This is a genomic window from Halalkalibacter oceani, assembly GCF_023715605.1.
GTDB lineage: Bacteria > Bacillota > Bacilli > Bacillales > Bacillaceae_D > Halalkalibacter > Halalkalibacter oceani.
In genome coordinates this window covers 23,988-47,808 of record NZ_JAMBOL010000015.1, presented here as the reverse complement: position 1 = coordinate 47,808, position 23,821 = coordinate 23,988, and the positions used below count along the sequence as shown (strand labels likewise).

24 protein-coding genes and 2 pseudogenes are annotated in these 23,821 nt (G+C 38.1%); 9 read left to right on the top strand and 17 right to left on the bottom strand.

Going from position 1 to position 23,821, the window contains the following annotated elements; translation table 11 throughout:
- Complete coding sequence (locus tag M3202_RS15420) at positions 1-420, top strand: disulfide oxidoreductase (RefSeq protein WP_251224203.1); 420 nt, start codon at positions 1-3, stop codon at positions 418-420.
- Between the two features lie 64 nt (positions 421-484).
- Positions 485-667: a hypothetical protein gene (locus M3202_RS15415; RefSeq protein WP_251224202.1), complete on the top strand. Its 183-nt coding sequence runs from the start codon at positions 485-487 to the stop codon at positions 665-667.
- Between the two features lie 138 nt (positions 668-805).
- Here M3202_RS15415 and M3202_RS15410 read toward each other — a convergent pair.
- Positions 806-1,594, bottom strand: a pseudogene (locus M3202_RS15410) (IS4 family transposase); the annotation flags it as partial.
- 157 nt (positions 1,595-1,751) lie between these two features.
- Between M3202_RS15410 and M3202_RS15405 the strand changes: the two are divergent.
- From M3202_RS15405 to M3202_RS15395, 3 genes and pseudogenes are all read left to right on the top strand, one after another.
- Positions 1,752-2,375 (top strand): annotated as a pseudogene (locus tag M3202_RS15405) (cytochrome c oxidase assembly protein); the annotation flags it as partial.
- Positions 2,376-2,415: 40 nt separating this feature from the next.
- Positions 2,416-2,976 carry a copper resistance CopC family protein gene (locus M3202_RS15400; RefSeq protein ID WP_251224200.1) on the top strand — a complete coding sequence of 187 codons (561 nt, stop codon included), beginning with the start codon at positions 2,416-2,418 and terminating at the stop codon, positions 2,974-2,976.
- A 1-nt stretch (position 2,977) separates the two neighbouring features.
- Complete coding sequence (locus M3202_RS15395; protein ID WP_251224199.1) at positions 2,978-4,072, top strand: copper resistance D family protein; 1,095 nt, start codon at positions 2,978-2,980, stop codon at positions 4,070-4,072.
- 226 nt (positions 4,073-4,298) lie between these two features.
- Here M3202_RS15395 and M3202_RS15390 read toward each other — a convergent pair whose 3' ends face one another.
- From M3202_RS15390 to M3202_RS15370, 5 genes are all read right to left on the bottom strand, one after another.
- Positions 4,299-4,508 (bottom strand): hypothetical protein, encoded by a 210-nt coding sequence (locus M3202_RS15390; protein ID WP_251224198.1) that lies wholly within the window; start codon positions 4,506-4,508, stop codon positions 4,299-4,301.
- A 37-nt stretch (positions 4,509-4,545) separates the two neighbouring features.
- Positions 4,546-4,824, bottom strand: a complete 279-nt coding sequence (locus M3202_RS15385) for a hypothetical protein (protein WP_251224197.1) — start codon at positions 4,822-4,824, stop codon at positions 4,546-4,548.
- A 180-nt stretch (positions 4,825-5,004) separates the two neighbouring features.
- Positions 5,005-5,142, bottom strand: coding sequence for a hypothetical protein (locus M3202_RS15380; protein ID WP_251224196.1), 138 nt, complete (start codon positions 5,140-5,142; stop codon positions 5,005-5,007).
- A gap of 50 nt (positions 5,143-5,192) precedes the next feature.
- The gene (locus M3202_RS15375) at positions 5,193-6,611 is read right to left on the bottom strand and encodes a sensor histidine kinase (protein WP_251224195.1); all 1,419 of its coding nucleotides are present in this window, start codon (positions 6,609-6,611) and stop codon (positions 5,193-5,195) included.
- Entirely contained in the window at positions 6,608-7,306 is a 699-nt protein-coding gene (locus M3202_RS15370) for a response regulator transcription factor (RefSeq protein WP_251224194.1), read from the bottom strand. The genes M3202_RS15375 and M3202_RS15370 overlap by 4 nt, the downstream gene beginning before the upstream one ends.
- Positions 7,307-7,424: 118 nt before the next feature.
- On the opposite strand from M3202_RS15370, the gene M3202_RS15365 reads away from it, so the two are divergent.
- Positions 7,425-7,646, top strand: coding sequence for a metal ABC transporter substrate-binding protein (locus M3202_RS15365; RefSeq protein WP_251224193.1), 222 nt, complete (start codon positions 7,425-7,427; stop codon positions 7,644-7,646).
- Positions 7,647-8,310: 664 nt separating this feature from the next.
- On the opposite strand, the gene M3202_RS15360 is transcribed toward M3202_RS15365, so the two are convergent.
- The 5 genes from M3202_RS15360 to lgt form a co-directional block, all read right to left on the bottom strand.
- Positions 8,311-9,852 (bottom strand): multicopper oxidase family protein, encoded by a 1,542-nt coding sequence (locus tag M3202_RS15360; protein WP_251224192.1) that lies wholly within the window; start codon positions 9,850-9,852, stop codon positions 8,311-8,313.
- A 310-nt stretch (positions 9,853-10,162) separates the two neighbouring features.
- Complete coding sequence (locus M3202_RS15355; RefSeq protein ID WP_251224191.1) at positions 10,163-11,185, bottom strand: C40 family peptidase; 1,023 nt, start codon at positions 11,183-11,185, stop codon at positions 10,163-10,165.
- 694 nt (positions 11,186-11,879) lie between these two features.
- Entirely contained in the window at positions 11,880-14,291 is a 2,412-nt protein-coding gene (locus M3202_RS15350; RefSeq protein ID WP_251224190.1) for a heavy metal translocating P-type ATPase, read from the bottom strand.
- Between the two features lie 108 nt (positions 14,292-14,399).
- Positions 14,400-14,609 carry a copper chaperone CopZ gene (gene copZ, locus M3202_RS15345; protein ID WP_251195735.1) on the bottom strand — a complete coding sequence of 70 codons (210 nt, stop codon included), beginning with the start codon at positions 14,607-14,609 and terminating at the stop codon, positions 14,400-14,402.
- Positions 14,610-14,903: 294 nt separating this feature from the next.
- The gene (gene lgt / locus M3202_RS15340) at positions 14,904-15,749 is read right to left on the bottom strand and encodes a prolipoprotein diacylglyceryl transferase (protein ID WP_251224189.1); all 846 of its coding nucleotides are present in this window, start codon (positions 15,747-15,749) and stop codon (positions 14,904-14,906) included.
- Positions 15,750-15,906: 157 nt separating this feature from the next.
- Here lgt and M3202_RS15335 point away from each other — a divergent pair, with 157 nt between their 5' ends.
- On the top strand, positions 15,907-16,740 hold the full coding sequence (locus M3202_RS15335; protein WP_251195739.1) for a cupredoxin domain-containing protein: 834 nt from the start codon (positions 15,907-15,909) through the stop codon (positions 16,738-16,740).
- 45 nt (positions 16,741-16,785) lie between these two features.
- Here the strand turns inward: M3202_RS15335 and M3202_RS15330 are convergent, their stop codons facing one another.
- The 6 genes from M3202_RS15330 to M3202_RS15305 form a co-directional block, all read right to left on the bottom strand.
- Positions 16,786-17,202 carry a rhodanese-like domain-containing protein gene (locus M3202_RS15330; protein ID WP_251195740.1) on the bottom strand — a complete coding sequence of 139 codons (417 nt, stop codon included), beginning with the start codon at positions 17,200-17,202 and terminating at the stop codon, positions 16,786-16,788.
- Between the two features lie 58 nt (positions 17,203-17,260).
- Positions 17,261-19,174 carry an asparagine synthase (glutamine-hydrolyzing) gene (gene asnB, locus M3202_RS15325; protein ID WP_251224188.1) on the bottom strand — a complete coding sequence of 638 codons (1,914 nt, stop codon included), beginning with the start codon at positions 19,172-19,174 and terminating at the stop codon, positions 17,261-17,263.
- A gap of 629 nt (positions 19,175-19,803) precedes the next feature.
- Positions 19,804-20,136 carry a four-helix bundle copper-binding protein gene (locus M3202_RS15320; protein ID WP_251224187.1) on the bottom strand — a complete coding sequence of 111 codons (333 nt, stop codon included), beginning with the start codon at positions 20,134-20,136 and terminating at the stop codon, positions 19,804-19,806.
- Between the two features lie 205 nt (positions 20,137-20,341).
- Complete coding sequence (locus M3202_RS15315) at positions 20,342-21,238, bottom strand: F510_1955 family glycosylhydrolase (protein WP_251224186.1); 897 nt, start codon at positions 21,236-21,238, stop codon at positions 20,342-20,344.
- A gap of 134 nt (positions 21,239-21,372) precedes the next feature.
- Positions 21,373-22,011, bottom strand: a complete 639-nt coding sequence (locus M3202_RS15310; protein ID WP_285890527.1) for a YdhK family protein — start codon at positions 22,009-22,011, stop codon at positions 21,373-21,375.
- 100 nt (positions 22,012-22,111) lie between these two features.
- On the bottom strand, positions 22,112-22,480 hold the full coding sequence (locus tag M3202_RS15305) for an AbrB/MazE/SpoVT family DNA-binding domain-containing protein (RefSeq protein ID WP_251224185.1): 369 nt from the start codon (positions 22,478-22,480) through the stop codon (positions 22,112-22,114).
- 510 nt (positions 22,481-22,990) lie between these two features.
- Between M3202_RS15305 and M3202_RS15300 the strand changes: the two genes are divergently transcribed.
- Complete coding sequence (locus M3202_RS15300) at positions 22,991-23,320, top strand: ArsR/SmtB family transcription factor (RefSeq protein ID WP_285890526.1); 330 nt, start codon at positions 22,991-22,993, stop codon at positions 23,318-23,320.
- 54 nt (positions 23,321-23,374) lie between these two features.
- On the top strand, positions 23,375-23,779 hold the full coding sequence (locus M3202_RS15295) for an ArsI/CadI family heavy metal resistance metalloenzyme (protein ID WP_251224184.1): 405 nt from the start codon (positions 23,375-23,377) through the stop codon (positions 23,777-23,779).
- The last annotated feature ends 42 nt before the right edge of the window (positions 23,780-23,821 follow it).

The following is a 23,821-nucleotide window of genomic DNA, read 5'->3' as shown; positions in this document are numbered from 1 at the left end:
ATGGCAAAACGATCGACTCAGAAGGTATTTTTATATTTAGCCTGGCTCATTTCGTTAGTTGCAACACTAGGAAGTTTGTATTTTAGTGAGATTCGTCAATTTGTCCCATGCGAACTTTGCTGGTATCAACGTATAGCCATGTATCCAATAAGTGTTGTATTAGGGATTGCTGTTTATCACGGTGATCTAAAGATAAAAAGATATGTCCTCCCCCTTTCCATCATTGGGGGAAGCATTTCTCTTTATCACTATTTTGTTCAAAAGGTTCCTTCCTTTGCGCCAATTACTCCATGTGCAGAAGGTGTGCCTTGCAGTATGCAGTATATTAACTGGTTTGGCTTCATCACCATTCCTTTTCTTGCGTTAACAGCATTCGTTCTCATTACTATCTTGCTGATATTTGTGAGCGTAAAAAAGTAAATGGCATTAAATGAACTGTTCTAAATGATAGAATTTGCGGCAACTAGGAAGGAGATTTAAGAGTATGTCATCTGTATGGGGTTTCGCTCTATCTTTCATTACGATCTCGATCATCATTTATTATCTCTATTTAACAAGAACGAAAAGCATTGAAGAAACAAAAAAATGGAAGAAAGCCTCTTTTATTTCAGGGGCTATTCTATTTTTAATTGCTCATTCAACTTCACTAGCGTTGCATAAAATTTGACTGAATATTCAGTTTCTGTATTCGTTCTGCTTAGAGCCAAAAAGGTAAATACCCAGTTAAAGGTGGTTCCATCCATTTGGAATATTATTTACAATTAGACATTGGTGACGACGACTGATTCTTTATTAAGGAATGGCTTGAATCAAGCACTCGTAGAAGACGAAAGTAGTTCTCCGTGCGGCTTTGAGTTGTACCAATCAACACCATTTGATCGGACAGAACAGTCGAATTCTCAGCTAGTTTAAAATCGTAAACTTCTCGTATGACTGCGTTTTTACGGAGCCTAGATAGAAAAAAGTAACCATCATCAGTCATGCGATCAAAACGTTCATAGTCTAAATAGCCACGATCAAACACATACATGCATTCCTTGTCGTCTACCATGATTTCTAGTTGGCCACGATCATGTTCCTTTGCCATTGTGAGCACAGCCTTTTCAGGATAGGAAATCCCTTTTTCCATAAACACAAGGCGCAAATGCAGCTTTACACCCGCTTTTGTTTTGCGGAACTCTGCCCATTTATGATTGGTCAAATTGAGTGGCAATGTGCTTGAATCAATGATTTTTAACGGCATAATGAGTTTGGTGTAGTGTGTTTTGGCATGAATTTTTGCGACTAAATCCAGGAAAAGCCTTTGAAATAGATCTGGATTCATGCCATTCAAACGGCGTGAGAGCTGAGAGATACTGATCGAATCAAGGTTGACCCCTTTTTGAAGCTGGTCATCGAAAAGACAATCACTCAGTGCATGAAGACTTTCTACTTCTTCGAGCTGTGCGTAGAGTAATAATTTTAAAAATGATTCCGTCGTAAGTTTTTTCGTATAGAAATCTAATTTCAATGTTTTCACTTGTTCCTCAAATAATTGAAGATTTATTGGTGAAAACCATTGTCCAAATGAAGTTTTTCGTGTAATCTTGTCCATGAGTTGGTCCTTTATTAGTGGATTTGGACGGGTTACCACCTGACTTATCCATTATAAAGGACTTTTTCTTTGCACAAAATAAGATAATTGAACATTTTGAGTATTTATTATAGTGAAAATAAATTAATGCAATACTAGTGATTCAACTTTTGTATCGGAATTGGGGAATTCTCTCTTTTTTGTTCACATGCTTCAACAAACGGTGACCTATTTTATGGTGCCCCCACTTATTCTTCTAGGCCTGACAGATTCATTATTGAAACCTGTCTATAATCAGCGCATTCTTTCCTTTTTTCTTACATTTTTTACGAAGCCAGTAGTTGCGTTATCGTTATTTAATATTTTATTTTCGTTGTATTACTTACCGATGATCTTTGATACAATCATGGTCAGCTCGTTAAACCAAACACTTGCCATGATAATTCTACTCCCTCTTTCCTATGTCATGTGGTGGCCACTTGTATCGCCTGCAAAAAATAATAGTACCTTAAAACCTTTAATGAAAATTATCTATATCGTTGGTATGGGTGCTTTCATGACGCCTTTAGCGGCATTAATTATTTTTTCAAGCAACGTATTATATCGCACATACGAATCGTTGCCTCGCGTGTACGATATTGCCATACTTAACGACCAACAGGCTGGCGGAGTGGCAATGAAGGTCATTCAAATGATTATCTACTGTATTATGATTGCATATGCATTTTCTGAAGCTGTTAAATTGGACAAAAGACAGACTGAGGAGGCGACTGAGCAAGTTTCACCTGATAAATCATTTTAAGGTAATCATATTCAGTTAGATTAAGAAAGGGGTTTTATTGATGAAAAAAATTCTTTTTTTCTTTATTTTAATGATGGTTTTCTATACAAATTCGGCACTTGCCCATACGAGTCTAGACCAATCTTCACCATCTGATGGAGATGTCCTCACCCATTCTCCATCCGATATTTTCTTGGAATTTAATACGCGTATTGAGCAAGGAAGTAAATTTCAACTGTTTACAAGTAATAATGAGGAAGTTGTCATTGAAGATATCGCGATTGATGATAACATTTTGATTGGGATGATTCCAAGTGAACTTCAAAATGGGGTTTATATGGTGAACTGGAACATCATTGGTGCCGATGGTCATCCAATTGAGGGGACTTATTCATTTACGATTGACGGAAATGAAGAATCTTCAGAAATAATGGAACCAGAACAAGAAGTGTCACCACCTATAGAAGATTCTTCTGAAGAGTCTTCTGTGGAAGAAGAGAATAGCCTGGAAGAACCCATTCAGGAATCACAATCCACTTTTCCTGTAACATTGATGATTGTAGCACTTGGAGTTATTGCGATTGGTTCACTATTACTATTATTAAGAAAAGGAAAAAGATAATATGCTCTTCTATTATATCAGTGAAGTTGCTTTATATTTATGCTTTTCACTATTGATGGGAACATTTATCTTCGCCCTCGTTCCAAATCATAAAAAGCCTACTGTTTTTGTGCGAAAAAGGTGGTTGCAGCTTGCATTACTTGGGGTTGTTATCTTCTCTGCAATTCCCGCTTTACGAGTCGTGCTTTTTCTTAACGAAGGTGTAGGACTATCATTAACAATAAACAATGTTCTCACCAATTTTGAAGTCGGAAAAGCTTGGTCATTTATTTTAATTCTATCAATCTTTTATTATTTTTATCTTTCTGTGTTTCCAGTTCAACAAAAAGTGAGCTATGCCATTCTGGCTCTTGTTTTCCTTTTTAGCCTGATTTTGGCTATTGGCTGGTCTAGTCATGCGGCTTCTCTCACGGAATGGACAGGCTTTGTTTCACATACAGTCCATTTAACAGCTGTGAGCATTTGGATCGGGGTACTCTTTATCATCAGTTGGTTTTCGACAAGTACGAAGAATTGGCGTGCTTTCTTAAGTTGGTTCTCACCACTAGCATTAATTTGTTTTGCCTTTACACTCTTGAGTGGACTTATCCTTATGGATTTTGTTGTTGATATTAGAGATTACGCAAATGCATGGATGCTAGATTATGGTCAGGCCCTTCTCTTTAAACATTTATTGATTATTCCTTTGCTTATATTTGCCTGTATCAATGGCGTATGGATCGATCGAAAACTAAGAAAAGATGAAACATTTAATCCAAAGCCGTGGACAAAAGCTGAAAGTTCCCTGCTGCTCTTCATTTTTTCAGCAACGGCTGTTCTTGGGCAACAAGCGCCCCCACACGATATTCCATCAACGCTTCGGACAAATGGCGTTTCTGATTTATTTCAATATTTTTATGGCGGTCAAATAGAGATGTATAACCAGATCCAATTCAGTCTTACAAGCACAAGTTTGGTTTTATTCGTATTATCAATCTTTTTTTTACTGTTACTTCTCTATGCTTTCATGAAAAAGGCACCAGCAATTTTTGCCTTCCTCATGAGTCTGTTTTTTGTTTTATCGGCCTATGTGGGCTTGATGACAAGCATTCAATAAAAGTGGTTAACCATGAAAAATTTCACTATCATTTCCTATCGAACATCCGTGCTTATTACAGGATGTTCGTAGGAAATAAAATAAAACAATTGAAGATCATTATCAACCGGAATAATGAATGCTTAATACTGTGATTAAAAATAGAGACTATCAGAAAAGACAGTAGTATCGATTCAATACAACTCTATTATGTTCACTTTAAATAGATTAGTGAACGTTGAGGTAGCTAATCGTGTTTGATAAGGTGTTGAAACTGTTGTATTGTCTGCAATTGAGCTTGTTTTGTAGCCATCGGAGGCTGCTCCCAGCCCATCTGTTTCATAAATTCGCCGTACTCCCGTTCCAACGTCGCTTGTTGAATTGCCATTTCAAAATGAACATGTTTCACATTGGGGTTTTTCATCATTAAAGCAGACGTGAAGTTATAATTTGCCATGGATTTTGCTGTCATCCTTGCTTCGATTGCAATTAGCTTATCTTCCGAATGTGTTTCCATGTGTTGTTGATGAAAGGTTGAACGTTACTACGCTTTCGTCTAAAGGTGGTAAATGGATCCATTGGTGTTGGTTTGGATCCAGAAGGCTTAACATGACTTTTATGTGAGCTCGCATAATCCTAAACTGCTGAGCAATGACTTGTTGGAGAACCGGGTTTTTCACTTTATGATAATCATGCTCAAGTTTGTGTAAAACCCCTTCGTGTGTTGACAAATGCTCAGCCATTAACCCAACATCAATAGCCGGTAAAATCATAATACTCCCCCATACTCATGGTTTTCATACACCATGTATCATATGAGGGAAATGGTTATTTGCAGCTTGTTTGATCAGAAAAGGCCGTGAAATTTATCATGGCCTATCCCCGATTTGATTACGCAACCATTGAACGATAAGCTAATGCACAACGCTCACATGCTTCCGCACACTTTTTATTTAGTGAGTTGATATTTCACTATTTATAGGATTGATTCGCTCTTCATTCATTTCATCATTCGATTGATTCGTTATAAATACGTTGATGAGAATAAATAATATGACGATCAACAACCAAACCCACCATTTTTTCAACATCGAGAATTCCTCCTTCTTTGTTACGATAGATTCTCTTAAAAGCAACACAATCACAACGTTCTACTCTTTATTTCCAAGTTTCCAAATGAGATAGGCAAACGAATAGTAAATGTCGTACCCACGTGAACCGTACTCTCAATCTGAATATCGCCACCATGACGTTCAATGATTTGCTTTGTAATCGCTAGCCCTAACCCGCTGCCTCCTTGTTTCGAGGACCGAGATTTATCGACGCGATAAAAGCGATCCCAGATATGGGGAAGATCTTCAGTTGGGATTCCCTCTCCATTGTCCTTAATGCTAATGATGATTTCATGTTCCAATTTTTCAATTTTAAGCTCAATTTCCCCACCCGGTTCTGTATGTCGAATGCTATTCGTTAAAAGATTCAATAATGCTCGTTCAAATTGGTCAGGGTCAATGCTGGCCACAATTTCGCATGGTGAGGCCGAAACTAGCATATCGATCCTTTTTTCTTCTGACGAAAGCGTTACTTTATTCGTTACGCCCTTTACGAAATCAACAAGCTCTATTTCTTGAATGTTCATGGGAATCTTTCCTTCTTCCAGCTTCATGAGTTGAAAAAGGTCTTTAACTAGGCTCTCCATTCGATTGGCTTCTTGATAAATAATCGCCGATTGCTCTTTGACTAACGCTGATTCTACTTTCTGCTCTTTTAATAAAGCCGCATACCCTTTGATATAGGTCAAAGGAGTGCGAAGATCATGGGATACGTTTGATAAAAACTGTTGTCTGGTATCCTGATATTCCTTAAGCTGTCTTGCCATGGAAGAGATATCGTTCATCAAATCAGCTAGTTCATCCTTCCCTCTGCCGGAAAGTTGTACATCAAAGTCCCCTTTCGCAATGGCTCTTGTCAGATTTCGAGCTTGAACAAGGGGTGAGGTGATTTTTCTTGAGAAAAAAATGGCCAAGACTCCGGAAAGCAACAGTGTTATGATCCCCATTAATATCGTAATCACTAACAGGTTCTTTCTTGCTTCTTCAAAAATGCCTGTATCCTGGTCAATAAACAGATAGCCAGTCACGTCTCCGTTATCCATCAATGGAACAAAAGACCAAACATGAGCAATATGTTGAGCCATAGTGTCCACAAAGTCTGATCTTCCATTGGGAAAAGATGCAGATTCCATTACCCATTTGCGATAACGATCCAGCCGGTCCTCTGATAGTAGGTGCGTTGCTGCCCATACATTCAACTCTTCATCAAAAATGATAAATGAATTTTCCGCTTCCCTCTGTTCCATAACAATGACATGTTCAAGTGTTTCTGGCTGCATATGTGTCTCAATGACTTCGCGATGGGCGGTAAGGCGATACTCTACATCGTTTTGAAGCTGGTCTTTATAAAACGATTTTGAGAGATAGTAAAAGGAAGTGCCCATGGAAATAATGACGAGAACGGTTGCTAGAAACACAAGCAATGCCAGCTTCGTTGATAACTTCATTTGTTCCGATCCTCTTCAGGTGGGATTCGGTAGCCAACACCCCAGACCGTTTCAACGACCGTTTGCTCCACACCCGCTCGTTTCACTTTTTCACGAACGTTTTTGATATGGGTATCGACGTTCCGGTAATCGCGGTCATCTATATCATCCCATTCTAAGTACAGGAGCTGTTCTCTCGTATACACCCGTCCAGGCTGGGAAAACAAGCGTGAGAAAAGGCGATATTCCTTTTTCGTAAATGCAACGACTTTTTGTTTATACGTAACTGTTTGTTTTTTCTGATCGAGGGTAATACCGTACATGCTTTTCAGGCTCACTTCCTCTGATCGGGGTTGCGCCCGTCGAAGCACCGAGTGGACTCTTGCAACAAGTTCTTTTGGTTCAAACGGTTTTGTAACATAGTCATAGGCACCCAGATTCAGCCCTTCGACGATCTGATCCGTTTCTCCAAGTGCTGACAGAATAATGACTGGAACCGTGATTTCCTTTTGTTTTACTTGCTTTAGAACTTCGAATCCGTCCATCCCCGGCATCATAATATCAAGTAGTATTAGATTAAAGGCTTGCATCTCAAGTAACTGGATGGCTTCCTCTCCAGTAGAAGCCTTTTCCACTTTAAATTCAGCTGACTTGATACAAAGGGAAATTAATGTTTGCATTTTTATCTCATCGTCGACAATCAGTATCTTATTCACCGGATCTTTGCCCCTTTCACGGCTCTTATTCTGTAGGTCTAGTCCTTCCTTATATCATTTTTGCTCTTTTTAATCATACTAGCCAAAAAATATGAAGAAAGCATGAAGTTCTCTATAATTGAAGCACCATATCTGTTTAGAGTTCAAAGGAAATGAAGATGAACATGATGATGCACATGAAAGTGAATCGGAAGAGAAACATTCGAATGAACATGGAGATGAAACCGCTGACGAAAATGAAGATGAGGATGCCGACCCTCATGCATGGCTAGACCCTGTTTTTGCCCTCCAATACGCAGAGAATATTTATAATGCGGCATGTGCCCACGATCGCCAGTAGGAGTGGTCACCCCCCCAGTCGGGCCACAGGGCAGGTTCAACCCCCCAGACCGAATACGATAGGTAAAACAAATAGACTAAAAGGGCGGAAAAAATCGCTATGCACAGATGACGCAGAAAAATGACTTTTTTGCTGTTTATTCCTTGCAACATATTTTCATCTCCCTTTGAGTTAGTAGCGTAAGTTTCTGTTTAAAGTGCGTGTTCAAAAGAGGCCAACCAGAGCCAAGAAGATCGAGGCGGTGCAGCTCCGAGCATAGGAAGGCTCCCTCCTCATATCAACAATAGTTACATTTGTTATTATTGGTTTCTTTTGTGTTCGATCTGTGAAGAAATAATGAATGTTACATATATTAATCTTTTCGTAACTTAATCTTAATAATCTAAGAGAAGTTTTGAAATTTAGGGCTTTTGTTGAATTTTCAACAGCTTTAACTTGCTTTCCTTGAAACCCTTGTTAACTTCAATTCCAACCTCTCGAAACACCCATTCAATGTGAAGTATCATTAATTTTTGGACTTGTGTACCATCTCTCTGAATGATTCTATATACGTGAGCATGCTCCAATTTTGATTGAGAACGTTCTGTTTTCATTACTACTAGCTCTATACCAAATAAAAGGCCTCCTACATATGAGGAGACCTTTTTCATCGTGATTATCTTATTTACTCAGGCTTATTCGGAACATTTGGATCAGGTGTAAATGTCGGTTCAAATCCTTTATACCGAACTTCCGCCACCATTCCGCCATTCGCATGGTGAAACTCGTGACAATGGAACATCCAATTTCCAGGATTCTTGGCTTCAAAGACAATTTCATATGTTTCACCAGGTCTAACATTCAGCGTATCTTTTAAAACTGGCGAGCCTTGAATAGGATTCCCGTCTTTGGAAATGACGTTGAAGAACTCCCCGTGCAAGTGCATTGGGTGGTCGAAATCCGTATCATTTGCGATCCTAACCTTCACCACATCCCCTTCTTCAACCTCATAAATCTCGTGGTCTGGGAATTGCTTACCGTTAATCGTGAATGTCTCTCCGCCATCATCAGATCCAAGTAACATATCGTACTCTTTGGTAATTTCCCCTACGTTAAGCTCTTCTACTACCCCGTAAGTAGTTAAATCCAAAAATGAAGAAACGGAACTTACTGTTTGCAATTCTTCTCCTTCATACCCGTCGTAAATAAGCGGGATTAACGCGTTAAGTCTCTCCTGATTCTCTTCAGCAAACACTTGAATTCCCCATGCTCCCGGATTATCCATTTCAATTTCAACATCATACCGTTCAGCTGGGGCAATTCGAAAGGACGTATCATTTAAAACGTCTGGTTCATTTACAGCTTGACCGTCGTAGTGTGTAATTTTAAATGAATGTTCTGGTATTGAGACAACTTGTGTAAACAGCCCAGCATTCACAAAACGCAGCTTCACTTTATTTCTTTCTTCGACATCAATTGATTCAATTTGTGGAGACGCCTTTCCAGTAATCACCATCGTATCATACATTGCATTCATCATTTCCGCATGGGTCATACCATCCATGTCCATGTCGCCCATATCCATGTCTCCGTGTTCCATATCACCCATGTCCATGTCTCCATGTTCCATGTCTCCCATGTCCATTTCCGAAGAAGCAAATTCATCAATAACAACGACTTCATCTACATCATAGGATTCTTGGTTTGCTGGCTCAACAATAAAGACACCATAAAGACCTTTGTCAACCTGAGTCGCACCGTCTTGATGGGAGTGATACCAGTAGGTCCCTGGTACATCAGCTTGATATTCATACGTAAACTCTTCACCAGGCATAATCGCATTTTGGGTCACACCCGGGACGCCATCCATCTCATTTGGAACAGGGAACCCGTGCAAATGTAGTGCCGTCGGAACATCAAGGGAGTTAGTCACATGAACGACTACTTCATCGCCCTCTTGCACACGGATTTCTTCACCAGGTAGGGTACCATTATAGGTCCACGCATCGGTCATGACCTCGTCGTTAAACATCCAATGAGCTTCTGTGACATCAAGGTTGAATACTTTCTTGCCGTCTTCAGTTATCCCTTCATTTTCCTGATTCTTTTCCTCTTGCTGACTTTCCCCATGATCCATCCCTGAATGGTCGACTGATTCATCTGAACAACCAGCTATTATTATGGGCAAAGCAAGCGCCATCCCAATGATTCCGTATGATTTTTTCATTTTCTTTCCCCTTTCTCGTGTCTAATTAACAACTCAACTTAACTATAAACAAAAGATTTATAGAAATTATGAAGAAAACGACATCTACTCTACCATTCGAATAATGTTCACATTTTTCTTTTACTGAGAGTGAATGTATGCTTCAATCGCCCTTTCTTAACAATGACCACATTTATTTGTATCAATATAAAAAGAGCGTTCTCCCGCAAAGAAGTTCGCTCTTTCTTAAATCAAATTAACATGAACCAAGTCATGCTGAAACGTGTATCTATATGTTTCAATATTGTATATCCAATGTTTATTCTAAACCTTATTCATATAAGGCCCGATGGAGAAAAACTGCAAATTGTGCCCGAGTCGTTGAAGCCTCCGGGCGGAAAGTATTGTCATTAAATCCAGTAGTAATCCCACTAGCTGCTAGCTGTTGTATTGGTTCAAAGGATGGCTGAGACGAGACAACATCTGTAAAATCTGTAACCTCAGAAGCTTTGGGTAAATTAAATGCTTTTGAAAAAACAATAGCAATATGTTCACGTGTAAAGGGAGCATTTGGACGGAAGTTTCCATTAGTATCCCCATTAAAGAGCCCAGCATCAACAACCGCTTGAATAGCTTCATACGCATAGAAATTCTCATTTACATCATCAAAGTCACCAGAATATGTAGTCGGCACTAAGTCAAATGCGCGTGCAAGAATGATAGCTACTTGTGCACGAGTCACATCGTTATTTGGACGAAAGAAACTCTGATCATAGCCTGTAATCAAACCATTTATCCCTAACGTTTCAATCTCTTGCTTTGCCCAAAAGTTTGTAGGTATATCATGATACTGACCCGCAGGAAGTGTCTCATATTCAATTGCTAGTTGCTTAACTATCTTGTCGTCCTCTAGAATCCGTCTAGCACCCAAGTATCTTTCTGCCCAATAATAGGGATCATTAACCGACGAAATGGAGACTCCTCTAGTCGAAGAAACGTGTATGAATTGATCGTCACCTATGTAAATACCAGAATGGGACGGGCCAGGCTTGTATGTTTCAAAGAATACTAGATCGCCTACTTGTAAATCAGATTTGGAAACTGATTTTCCTGCACCAAATTGTCCACTTGCTGTTCTTGGAAGCTCAATCCCCACCTTTTTGTAGACATATCCAATAAATCCCGAACAATCAAATCCACTGGGAGTCGTACCGCCAAACCGATAAGGTACTCCTAGTTGTTCCTTTGCATGTGTAACAATATCAGCATGTTTTGAAGCATCTGCTTCATTTAAAGAAAATAGGGTTGTCACCATCAGAATGGCTAGAATAGCTGATAAAACCTTCTTTTTCACATCCTTACTCCTTTCTCCGACAAAATTCCATAAAATTCTATTCATTTCTTAGATAAGTCTAGCACATAACCCTGAAAATTCATTTTACGGGTATTTAACAGTTTAAAGACAAAATGTCATAAAAAATTCCGTTAGTCTTAGAGTAATATCAATATTTTATTAAAGCTTGAGGTTCGTTTAACCTATCTAATTCCGATTGGTCCAAAAAACGATTTTTATTGAGTGTCTTGAATCCCATTCATAGTAGGTATGATAGGATGATTAAAACTTTTGATGATTCGATCATTTTTTATCATAAAAAACCAAAAACAATGTGTAAAGTGAGGCTAAACACATTGTTTTTGGTTTTAAATTTATTGTTCTTGTTTTTTAGTCTGCAATCCTAAAGCGATAACTCATTGACATGTCCAAATAAACACCCGAAATTGATGAAATATTATGAGCTGGTAATATCGTTTTGAGAGATTGCAAAACTGTTATATAAATCTCGTTAATGGTAGACATAAATTAAGGAGAAGCTTGATCACCAAGCCCCTCCCATTTCATTCATTTGTGACTAATGTGTTCCTCGTGCATGTTTCCACTATCTAACGGATTACCACCTGTTATAAAACTATAGCCAATAATTACGAGAGATAGGTAAATAACTCCGGACAATATCCACAACTTTCTTCCCTTCATAATACGCCTCCCTTTAAATTTTTACCTTTTGTAATCTCAACGCATTTAAGACCACTGAGACAGAGCTAAAAGCCATAGCTGCACCTGCTACCCAAGGAGCAAGCAATCCTACCGCTGCTATTGGGATAGCAGCCGTGTTATAGAAAAATGCAAAGAAAAGATTTTGTTTAATGTTTCGCATTGTTTTTCGACTCATTTGAATGGCATCAACAACACTATTCAAGTCTCCTCGCATTAAAGTTATGTCTGCTGCTTCAATAGCGACATCGGTTCCTGTACCAATTGCCATTCCGATATCTGCCATGGCAAGTGCAGGGGCATCATTTATTCCATCCCCTACCATCGCTACTTTTTTTCCTTGTTGTTGGAGTTTTTCTATTTCGGCACTTTTCTGCTCAGGTATGACTTCTGCAATGACATGACCTATCCCGACTTGTTTCGCAATAGCGTTGGCCGTCCTTTTATTGTCTCCCGTCAACATCACGACTTCTAAGTCCAGTTCTAACATCCGCTTAACTGCTTCTTTCGAAGTCTCTTTAACGGTATCAGCTACAGCAACAACTCCCGCAAATTGCCCATCTATTGCAATTAACATTGCAGTCTTCCCTTCATTTTCCAATACTTCTATTTGTGAAAGAGCATTTTTAAAGTTAATCGAATGTTGGTCCATTAACTTTCTAGTTCCCACTAGAATTTCTTTGTTGTCAATGACTGCTCGAATGCCGTAGCCAGGTATCGCTTCGAATTGACTCGGTTCATTTAGAGAAACCCCTTTATTTCTTACACCGTTAACAATGGCTTGTGCCAAAGGGTGTTCGGAATTCTTTTCGGCTGAGCCTAGATAATACATGACATCTTTTTCAATAAAATTATTTGTCACACTTATATCAGTTAGCTCGGGCTCTCCTTTTGTAACGGTTCCAGTTTTATCTAAAACAACAGTTTGAATGGATTGTGTATTTTCTAAATGCTCTCCACCTTTAAATAATAATCCCATCTCTGCTGCTCGACCAGATCCTGCCATAATAGAGGTTGGTGTCGCAAGTCCAAGGGCACATGGGCAGGCGATAACCAAGATTGTAATTAGAGGAATAATGGCCGATCGTAAGTCTCCTGGGGTGATGATAAGGTACCATACTAAAAAAGTTAAAACAGCAACCAAAACAACGATTGGTACAAAAATGCCTGATACCTTATCGACCATTCTTTGAATATTTGCTTTCGATCCTTGTGCTTCCTCAACCACTTTCACAATTTGAGACAACGCAGTATCTTTACCTACCTTAGTTGCTTTGATTTTTATGGAGCCATTTTTATTAATGGTTGCCCCAATTACAGGGTCACCTACTGTTTTGTCAATTGGAATACTTTCTCCAGTAATCATGGACTCGTCTAAGGCAGAACGTCCTTCTAATATCTCCCCATCAATTGGTACCTTTTCCCCTGGCTTAATAACGACGGTATCCCCAACCACAACTTCTTCTACCGGAATTTCACTCTCTATTCCATCTCGAATTACACGGGCATTTTTCGCCTGTAAACCAAGAAGCTTTTGTAGGGCTTGACTTGTTCTTCCTTTTGCCCTAACTTCAAATAACTTTCCTAAAACAATCAATGTGATAATAATAGCAGCGGCTTCAAAATAAAGTTCTGGCATTCCTTGTCTGCCGGTACTCACCCACTCCCATCCTAAATAGATACTGTAGAAATACGCGGCACTTGTACCAAGAGCTACAAGAACATCCATATTGGCACTTTTATTTTTTATAGCGTGATATGCCCCTCTATAAAATTGTGCCCCAATGACAAATTGGACTGGTGTGGCTAGTGCCAATTGTACCCATGGGTTCATGAACATGTCCGGCATGTATAAGAATGAAGTAAATTCGAAATGGGTGACCATCGTCCATAAAAGCGGAAGAGTGAGAATCGTTGAAAACAGGAACTTCCCGTATTGCTTTTCAATTTCTTTTTCTTTATGGTCCATTTTTTCTTTTGCTTCTTGTTTAGCAATTAAGCTATAACCCAGTTTCTTTACGGCTTCTATCATATCGTAAGGCTTTACATTTTTTTCATCATATTGTACTGAGATCGTCTCCAGTGCAAAATTCACATTTGCGGAGAAAACCCCATCTAACTTATTTACTCTTTTTTCAATTTTTGTGGCACACGCAGCACAGGTCATGCCTGAAATGTCAAACTCAGCTTTCTCATGGATCACTTTGTACCCTAATTTCTCAATTTTGTCTTCGAATGCTTGAGTATTGGTTTGGGAAGGGTCATATTTAATTTTTGTGCTTTCAAGAGCAAAATTCACATTTGCTTCTTGAACCCCATCGATTTTGGATAAGCCTTTTTCAATTTTGTTAGCACATGCAGCGCAGGTCATACCCGCAACTTTTAAAGATATTTCTTCTTGACTCATTTTCTTCACTCCTAACATTTATACCATGTTGGGGTATATTATATTTTATAAAATAATCGTGCAAACGCACGATTATTTATTATATACCTTCAATTACATTCACTTCTTTTATTCCTCAATGTCATAGCCTTGTTCTTCAATAACATGTTTTATTTCATTTAAACTGACTTGTTTAGAGTCGTATTCAACAAGGACCTTACCTTTATCTAATAAAACTTTTACTGATTTTACGCCGCCTAATTGACCTACATTACCTTCTATCGAATTTACACAATGTCCACAAGACATCCCTTTTACAATTAGTGTTTTTTCTTCCACGACAAAACCTCCTTTAAATTTTTATTTGTAACGCAACTTTATATTACTATACTATGGTTGGGTATATCAAGTGAATGGTTTTAAGATTTAAATTTTTATTTCTAAAAGTGTACTATCTTTCTTCTATTTTTACTCTTTTTATGAATTTTACTCTTTTTATGAAGTTCTATTCTGATAATTAGAAAAAACAAAATATCAATTCAAAAACTTTTTGAAAAGCCCCAAAACAATCACTTCACCATACAGATTCTTTTGGGGCTGCCTTCACTGTCAAAAACCAAACTCCCTTCTTTTTTATTTTTTCTTCTTCTTTTTCCCTCTTCCCTTTTGGTTCTTTTGGGGCAGCTTGCTTCTATATTGAACATCAGGGTATTTCTTTTTCAAGAGAATAAGTAACCACACTCCGATTCCAACTAGAAAAATCGACATAAGCTGGGCAGCTCTTAGTGATTCTGTCACCATTAAGCTATCTGTACGCATTCCTTCAATAAAGAAACGTCCAATCGAATACCATATTACATAGGAAACGATGAGATAACCCCTTATTGGGTTTACTTTTCGCATCACCATTAACAGGATAAATCCAACTAAATTCCATAATGATTCGTAAAGAAATGTCGGATGATAATAGACGCCATTGATATACATTTGATTAATGATAAACTCAGGTAATTTTAGGCTTTCAAGAAATGTCCGTGTGACAGGTCCCCCATGCGCTTCCTGATTTATAAAGTTTCCCCATCTGCCTATCGATTGCCCAAGAATCAGGCTTGGAGCAGCAATATCAGCAACTTTCCAAAAAGAAACCTGTTTCCTTTTTGTATAAAAATATGTGGTTAGAAAGCCACCAATTAATGCTCCGTGAATAGCTATGCCACCTTCCCAAATAGCAATGATTTGAGAGGGATTTTGACTGAAGTAGTCCCAATTAAAAATCACGTAATAGAACCTTGCCGAAATAATTGCTATTGGCAATGCATATAGGAGCATATCAGAAAAAAAGCCCTTTGGCAGACCGTGCCTGCTGGCTTCCCTGTTCGCTAACCAAATACCTAGTAAAATACCCATCATAATGATCATTCCATACCAGTAGACGGTGAACGGCCCAACTTCGAATGCAATACGATTTAAAGGTTCCATAAGCCTTCTCCTTTCTTTCTAGCCGTCCATTAGTATAATAAATAAATTTGTACAATGTGTGTAGGCCGATAGGTTTTCTAAGAAAAAACTTGTACATATTCATACTCCCACATTAATAAAATTAAATTAAGAACCAGGGAGAGGAGAAATCTAACTCATGCAGTCAATCATGCTTGGTGTAGTTTTCATCGTATTATTAAGTTGGTTAATACTTTATACGTATTTGTTTAAGGAGAAACTTGGTAACATGGTAGGGATGGTTCTTGCAATGACACTAGGAATGGTCGTAGGGTTAAGTACGGGTGCATTATTAGCAATCTTGTACCCAACGTTCATTTTTGAAGTTACCATTATTAGTATGTTGATTGGGGGATTTATCGGTGTGATTTCAGGGTATCCCTTTTCTCTCGTTGCCATTTTAGATGGACTTATGTCTGGAATCATGGGGGGAATGATGGGGGCCATGCTCGGCGTGATGATTACACCTGAATATCAGAACCAATTGTTAAGTATAATGAGTCTCTTGACTGTTGGCATTTTCTTTTTTGTATATTTAATTCAAACATCAGAGCTAGTAAAAGCCTATCAAAGAAACTCATTCTTTTTTCAGCCGTTGCCTTACTTTTTGGTCGCTTGTTTCTTCATTTATAGTTTTCATGGCTATTCATTCGTATTAAATAATGAAATGATCGACCATTCATCTCACGCTCCCAAGAATGAGCTTATGATCCATGCAAGTGAATATGACTTTGGTCCTGAGCAAATTAAAATTCCACCGAATGAAGAAGTTACATTGACTCTGTTGAATACTGGATTGGAAGAACATGATTTTGAAATTAAAGGGTTAGATTATCATCTCCATGCAAAGCCTGGAACCTCAAATAGTCAACGTGTTGTTTTTGAAAAACCTGGCATTTACGAAGCGATATGTACCCTTCCTGGGCACAAAGAAGCTGGGATGGTTGCGACGATATTAGTCATTGACTCATGATAAAAAAGCCGGCATCCTATCACTTATGCTGGCTTTTCTTTGTTTTTATTTTGAATCGAGCGGTCCATCCCACACTGCCATTCCCCCACCAAAATTTGCAACATCTTCAAATCCTTGTTTCACTAAGAAATCTGCGCTTTCCACACCCATACGACCAGTATGACAGATTAAAATCACCTGCTTGTCCTTAGTGAGTTCATTCGTACGTTGCTGAAAATCTTCGTATGGAATGTTAATGGCACCTGGTATATGCCCTTCCGCATATAGCTCTTCCTCTCTCAAATCCACAAATTCTACTTCTTCATTACCGATTTCCATCAAAACTTTATCTTGATCAATTTCCTCCCATTCCTGAGTTGTCGTCTCCATTTGCCTCTGAATCGCCAGTGGATTTATAACGATGAGAATCGCCAATGCTAATACAAAGAAAAATAGGATCGTAACTAACTTATTTCCTTTCACGTTCCATGCCTCCTCTTTTAGCAAATCACTCATTTTGAACCATGAAAAAATAATAGCTTTATCGATGTTCAATTTTAGAGTGGAAATCATATATTTTTTCGATGTAGACTTGATGCCATAACATAAAGGTTAAGACTGTCCAAAGTGGGCGACTGTAATCGAAGGAGCTTTTCAACATCGATCTTTCATCCATCTTGATTTTTCGGTGGTTTTCTAATAACTTTATTACTTCTTCTTTCTCAAATAAATGTTCAGTCTGGCTACTCTGAATGAGGTCATGTGCCCAGTCATACATCTCATTTTGCAGCCAATAGCGAATGGGAACTGGGAACCCTAGCTTAGCTCGATTAACAATATGTTCAGGTACAAGATGACTTATCGCTTCTCTAAGAGCGACTTTTGTTTGGACCTTATTTATTTTTAATGAGGGATGCAAACCGGCAGCGACCTTGAACACTTCTTTGTCCAAGAACGGGACACGTAATTCTAATGAATGTGCCATTGTCATTCGATCTGCTTTTACAAGGATATCGCCTCTCAGCCATGTCTGGATATCAATATATTGCATTTTCGTTACCTCATCCAAATGCTGAATCCGGTCATAAAAAGGAACCGTAATGTTTCGATAGGTAAAATCCGGATGATAACTTTTTAATATCGTTCTTTTATCAACTTCTGAAAACATTTTAGCATTGCCAATATAACGGTCTTCAAGTGGCGTTATCCCACGTTCAATAAAACTTTTACCCTTTATTTTGTATGGGACTCTTTCCGTAATGAACTTCATCATTCTCTTTCCACTATCGGGAAGTTTAGAAAATGGGCGAAGCGATAGGGGCTCTTGATAGATTCGATAACCTCCAAATAGTTCATCAGCACCTTCGCCCGACAAGACAACCTTTACCTGTTTTGCCGCTTCTCTTGCAAGAAAATATAGTGGAATAGCAGCTGGATCCGCTACGGGATCATCCAAGTGCCAAATGATTTTTGGAAGTTCCTCCATAAATTCATCAACTGAAATTTGATAATAAGAATTGTTAACCTTTAATGCCTCCGCCGTTTGCTCAACAGGATCAATTTCATGATAACCGTCTTGTTCAAAGCCAACCGTAAATGTTTTGATGTTAGGATTGATTTCTTTTGCTAATGCAACGATGCAAGTCGAGTCTACTCCTCCTGATAAAAAAGCTCCCAATGGAACATCGCTGACCATATGATATTTAACGGATTCCTCTAATGTTGAGACGATCCGTTTTGCACTGGTTTCAAGATTTGTCTCGGCAGGTTTAAACTTAGGTTCCCAATATGTCTTGAACACCATTTTCTGTCGAGGTTTTTTTATAAAATAACAACCAGGCTCGATTTTATATGTTTTTTTTGTCATGGTCATCGGCTCAGGGACATATTGAAAGGTCAGGTAATGATGAAGTGCCTCCTCATTTAAAGACTTCATCTCTTGCATCAATGACAAACTTTTCTTTTCAGAAGCAAAATAGAGTTCATGCTCATTCTCCCCGTATGCATAATATAAAGGCTTAATCCCAAAAGGATCTCTCGCCCCATACAACACTTTCTCACGCTTGTCCCATATTAGAATGGCAAACATCCCTCGTAGTTCCAAAAAAGCACGTTCTTTTTTATCCTGAAATAGAGCCAAAATGGTTTCAGAATCGGAAGATGTATTAAAGGTATAACCCTTTTTCTTCAATCGATGGCGTAGCTCGTTATAATTGTAGATTTCTCCATTGAACACCATCCAATATCTATTATTTTCATATGATATTGGCTGCTTACCAAGTTTTAAATCAATAATACTCAATCTTCGAAATCCAAAGACGACGTGTTTATCAACAAAGTACCCTGAATCATCAGGACCACGGTGAACGATCGATTCCACCATCTCAACAATCGTCTCTTTCTTCCTTTTAACTTCGTCTTCTTTATTATTTATATACCCAACAAATCCACACATGTTCTCCACCTCAATTAATCTTTATTGTTGCACACTCCCCGTAGAGTATGGTTCATGATACAAGTGAGTTTTGTTGTTTGTGTGGAGAAAAGCATAAACATATAAAAAATGAAACGATTGAACTAAGCAATGAAAGTCCCTTTTTAATGCTAGCTCTCTTTTCAATTTTTACATTGCAGCATAGCTCTTCTTCATAAATGACTACATATCTCTTTATGATATGACACATGATAGTACCAACTATCGTCAAACAATAGAAAAGTAATGGTACTTTGATTCGTTATGGTAGTCATGATGATGATCCATGTATACGCCCTCCTGCTTGTTACCTACATGATGATATGATAGTGTGTTATTTGTTTTTGTAATTATATCTGTTCAAAGAAAAACACGATAATCGAACTATCCCTATTCACTCTAATCGTATCGCTTGATTCTCCTTTCTTAATCCTGATATGGAGAAGCTACCAGTAGGAAGTCGGTTACAGTTTTGCTGCATCGAATTGTTAATAAAATGTTTAGATTTCGATAAATTTAGACTTCGAATCATTTATTGTTCCTTCAATGTGTTTCACTCATAATGAAAAGACAGGATCTGATGAAACGACCCTGTCTCAAGTGAATAAGTATTAAGCAATCATTGAGCGACAAACTTCGGCACAACGCTCACACGCTTCAGCACATTTTTTGCAATGCTCATGATGTTCCGCATGCTTTCTGCACTCTTTTGCACAAGCTTCACAAATCTCAGCACATAATTGACAAATTTGGTTCATAAAAGCACTATTTCGCGTCATTGCGGATACAGCATATTCACAAATCTCAGCACACTCACGAGTTAATTTAATACAACCTTTAAGCGAATTTAAATCACTTTCGTTTAAACAGGAATCAAAACAATAGTTACATGCCTTTAAACATTCTAAACACTCTTCGATACATTGCTTTTGTGTTGCATTCATCTAAAATCACTCCTTTTATGGTTTACTATATCTATACCCAATGCTCTAATTATTAAACGTAACCCATGTATAGTATTTGGATCTTTTGTTTCGAATTCAGTCTGTATTGGGTGGATTGCGATTTGCTACTAAGAGATTAGTGGTAAAATAGCATTAAAACAGAAACCCCGAGCGATTTTTCACTCGAGGTTAATATCAATTTTTATTAACGATTCGGCTGACCTTCTTCAGCAAGCACCTCCCAAGATTCGCCAAAATCGCTTGTTTCATAAATGCTTTGTTGATGAGAACCGATCAGGAGTCTATTTTTATCGGTTGGATGGATGCTAATATATCCTATCGTTTCATCTTCTACTTCGAAATCTAGGGACTGCCAAGTTTCACCAAAGTTTTCACTATAGTAAAGTCCTTGTTTCTCACCAAAGAGATACGCGATTAATTCCTCTGACTCTGAATCAAGTGTCGTTAATGCGCTCGCACTGAGGTTTGCGTTACTTTGTGTCCACGTCTCTCCTCCGTCCGACGAGGTATAGAAACCATTCTCAGTTCCAGCAAGTAAATGATTAGGTGATTGAGGATGGGACGTGAACGAAAGAACGGAGGCGAGCGGTTCTGGCATGCCAGTTACATCAAGCATATCCCAGTTATATCCCCCATTTTCAGATCTGTACAAATTGGAATTGTACACGTCAATTCCATACATCATGTCCTTATTTGTTTCATTTATGTGGAGGATATGAAAGTCCACTTCTTCATAAAGGGCAATCGGTTCCCATGTCTCACCAGCATCTTCACTAAGGATAACGCCAAGTGGGTCATTATAGTCTGATTGTACACTTGGGTGACCACTTGAAATCATCTGCTCACCTTCAATAACTGTATAGCCCATAAAATCGTGCTGCTGTTCCGGCTCTCCCATTAGATTCCATCCCGTTTCATCTGCATGCACTAAACCGTGATGCGTCGCTACATAAAAGCCATCACCTGTTTGTGCGTATTCCAGTCCGTGGAGATGAGTGAACGAATCAATCCCATCTGAGTTACTTGAACATGCAGAAATAAACAACAATGACATTAAAACACCAAAAAGCTGTTTTTTCATTGATACGGCATCCTTTACTACTTCTATTAGTTGGTTTTTACTAATTGATTCTCCCTGTAATCATATAAAAACATTAAATTGAGCAATGATCCTCACCTTATTTTATTACCATCCTTTGATGAGATACTCAAACCTCACTCAACAGGTGAAAGTTCACTTTCTGTTACCCATTTATGATTTTTCACTTCTTCTCCATTTGTTGTTAGTGTGAAATCAACCATATACACAGTCGTCTCTTCGGCTGAGTCGATTTCAACTGTTGCCCCTTCCATTCCTTCCATATGAGATGCATCCGTTGTAACTTCTGTACCAGGTTCTAATGGCTCTTCACCGGCATCTACGATTTCTTCATGAATCACCCATTTATGATTTTCCACTCTTTCCCCGCCATCTGTCGGAGTATAAGAAATTGCATAGGCAATTGTATCATAGGCACCAACAATCGTTGCTTCGGCACCTTCCATCCCAGCCATATGGCCATCCGTTATAATCGCTTGACTTCCAATATCATAAGTTGGTTGTTCTGCTGCTTTTAATTCGTCTGGAACCTCACCTGAACTCGAGTGATCCATATCTGAATGGTCCATTCCTGAATGATCCATGTCTGAATCTTCCATGTCTGAACCCTCCATTTCCATGCTTTCTTCAGAATTTGAATCCATATCCATACCTTCATGCGGATTAGGTTCTTCATTCTCACTTGAACATGCCATTAGCGTAAATACTGTGGATAAAGAAACAATTCCCATCACTATATTTTTTCTTTTAATCATTTTTTGAATCCTCCTTTTGTTTATCTGTTTAACGAACTCAACTTAACCATATCCAAAAAGTTTATAGAAACGGTGAAGAAAACGCAAATCACATCACCGTTCAATAATTGTTCACATTTCTTGGATAAACCTTCTTTAATAGGATAGCTTGATTTTCCTTCATTATAAAAATGTGAAAAGAATCTCCTTTTTCCAAAGCAATAAACCTTCTTAATTCTATCGGGATCCGAACAGCCCCTCTTTCACTAACAATCATCCTATTATCCAATGTTTCACCTTTACACTTTTGAATAATTAATTCTTTTGACTTTTTTGTTAACCCAACCGTTACCTCATCACCAAAATTGAGACATAATCTTTCCCGAATTGTTTTTGGTAAGGTAATAGTTTGGCGATTTTTTAAAATACAAATCAGCCCAGTCTCGGAAGGTTGTTCTTGTTTCATTTGAGAAGTATTAGCTTCAAGCATAATCAACACCTCGGTCATGCATTTTATCTCTAGAATAAATTTAAAATGTTTAGAAACTGTGAAGAATTGAAAATTATCTAGAAGTTTTTAAGTTGCATGGAGAAGATGCTAGTAATTGGTTGTGTTTAAGTTGTAGTAAAAAGTATTCTGGCTGGAAACCGTCAGCTTCACTACAGTCCGGTGTATGATGAGCTCTATAGGCGAAAGAAAAAGCAAAATGACATAGCGCTAAGGCTAGAACAGGCAGACGTTTTGTGCTGCCGAAGCAAAAACTTGCTTACTTAGCTCATAAAGAAAAAGAAAAGAAAGTACCCCCTCCCAATAAAGTTAAAAAATGTCATTCACTCCATTTTGGAATTGGTCCATTATGTTGAATAAGAATTTCTCGCTAATGTATACGATAGTTGAAGAAGAAAGAAAGAAAAAGTAAATCAAATTAATTTGATTTACTATAGATGCTTGTGATACTGTTTAGTTAATCAATAATATTTGATTAAAGGGGTGAATGATTTGGATGCAGTATCACCTGTTGATGACCTTTCAATTAATACTTTAGAGAAGTATGAGCATACGTTTAAGGCCTTAGCAGATAAAAAACGATTGCATTTACTTCATCTGTTGAGTAGAAGAGGAAAAACTTGTGTCTGTCACCTTACGGAAGAGTTAGATATGAGCCAATCTAAGCTGTCATATCATCTAAAAATACTGATGGATGCTAACCTTATAGTGAGAGAAACTAAAGGTACATGGAGTTATTATGAGATTAACGAAGTGGAAATGGATCGGGTACTCTCGGATGAATTATGTTGTGTGTTCAAACCTGGATTCTCTAAGTGTTAGTAGCTTTTTGAACGCAATAAATCAAAAAAAATTGATTATATAGGAGAGGTATTTATGACGAGCGTGCACATTGGTTTAAACGTAAGAGACTTAGAGGAGAGTAAAACCTTTTATGAAAACATGCTAGGAGTTACGCCTGCGAAGGAAAAACACGATTATGTTAAGTTCCTAACGAGTGAGCCAAATTTGAACTTAACACTAACACCGACAGAACAAGTTGACGGAAATCAGATTAACCATTTAGGCGTACAATTGGAAAGTAGAGATGAAGTGATCAAACATAAAGAAAGGCTTGAAAAAGTTGGTTTTTTTACCCGAGAAGAAATGGATACAACATGTTGCTACGCTGTGCAAGATAAGTTTTGGGTAACGGATCCTGATGGGAACGAGTGGGAATATTTTTATACAAAGGATGATGTAGAAGATGTAGAAGAAAATGATGAGTGTTGCATAGGTTAATATTCAATGCAACTTTAAATGTAATAATGAAGGCGGCCACTG

What these genes read in the sequence shown, in the direction of transcription:
- M3202_RS15420 (WP_251224203.1), top strand. Translation starts at nt 1, where the DNA reads ATGGCAAAACGATCGACTCAGAAGGTATTTTTATATTTAGCCTGGCTC.
- M3202_RS15415 (WP_251224202.1), top strand. Translation starts at nt 485, where the DNA reads ATGTCATCTGTATGGGGTTTCGCTCTATCTTTCATTACGATCTCGATC.
- M3202_RS15400 (WP_251224200.1), top strand. Translation starts at nt 2,416, where the DNA reads ATGAAAAAAATTCTTTTTTTCTTTATTTTAATGATGGTTTTCTATACA.
- M3202_RS15395 (WP_251224199.1), top strand. Translation starts at nt 2,978, where the DNA reads ATGCTCTTCTATTATATCAGTGAAGTTGCTTTATATTTATGCTTTTCA.
- M3202_RS15390 (WP_251224198.1), bottom strand. Translation starts at nt 4,508, where the DNA reads ATGGCAAATTATAACTTCACGTCTGCTTTAATGATGAAAAACCCCAAT.
- M3202_RS15385 (WP_251224197.1), bottom strand. Translation starts at nt 4,824, where the DNA reads ATGATTTTACCGGCTATTGATGTTGGGTTAATGGCTGAGCATTTGTCA.
- M3202_RS15380 (WP_251224196.1), bottom strand. Translation starts at nt 5,142, where the DNA reads ATGTTGAAAAAATGGTGGGTTTGGTTGTTGATCGTCATATTATTTATT.
- M3202_RS15375 (WP_251224195.1), bottom strand. Translation starts at nt 6,611, where the DNA reads ATGAAGTTATCAACGAAGCTGGCATTGCTTGTGTTTCTAGCAACCGTT.
- M3202_RS15360 (WP_251224192.1), bottom strand. Translation starts at nt 9,852, where the DNA reads ATGAAAAAATCATACGGAATCATTGGGATGGCGCTTGCTTTGCCCATA.
- M3202_RS15350 (WP_251224190.1), bottom strand. Translation starts at nt 14,291, where the DNA reads ATGAGTCAAGAAGAAATATCTTTAAAAGTTGCGGGTATGACCTGCGCT.
- lgt (WP_251224189.1), bottom strand. Translation starts at nt 15,749, where the DNA reads ATGGAACCTTTAAATCGTATTGCATTCGAAGTTGGGCCGTTCACCGTC.
- M3202_RS15335 (WP_251195739.1), top strand. Translation starts at nt 15,907, where the DNA reads ATGCAGTCAATCATGCTTGGTGTAGTTTTCATCGTATTATTAAGTTGG.
- asnB (WP_251224188.1), bottom strand. Translation starts at nt 19,174, where the DNA reads ATGTGTGGATTTGTTGGGTATATAAATAATAAAGAAGACGAAGTTAAA.
- M3202_RS15320 (WP_251224187.1), bottom strand. Translation starts at nt 20,136, where the DNA reads ATGAATGCAACACAAAAGCAATGTATCGAAGAGTGTTTAGAATGTTTA.
- M3202_RS15315 (WP_251224186.1), bottom strand. Translation starts at nt 21,238, where the DNA reads ATGAAAAAACAGCTTTTTGGTGTTTTAATGTCATTGTTGTTTATTTCT.
- M3202_RS15310 (WP_285890527.1), bottom strand. Translation starts at nt 22,011, where the DNA reads ATGATTAAAAGAAAAAATATAGTGATGGGAATTGTTTCTTTATCCACA.
- M3202_RS15305 (WP_251224185.1), bottom strand. Translation starts at nt 22,480, where the DNA reads ATGCTTGAAGCTAATACTTCTCAAATGAAACAAGAACAACCTTCCGAG.
- M3202_RS15295 (WP_251224184.1), top strand. Translation starts at nt 23,375, where the DNA reads ATGACGAGCGTGCACATTGGTTTAAACGTAAGAGACTTAGAGGAGAGT.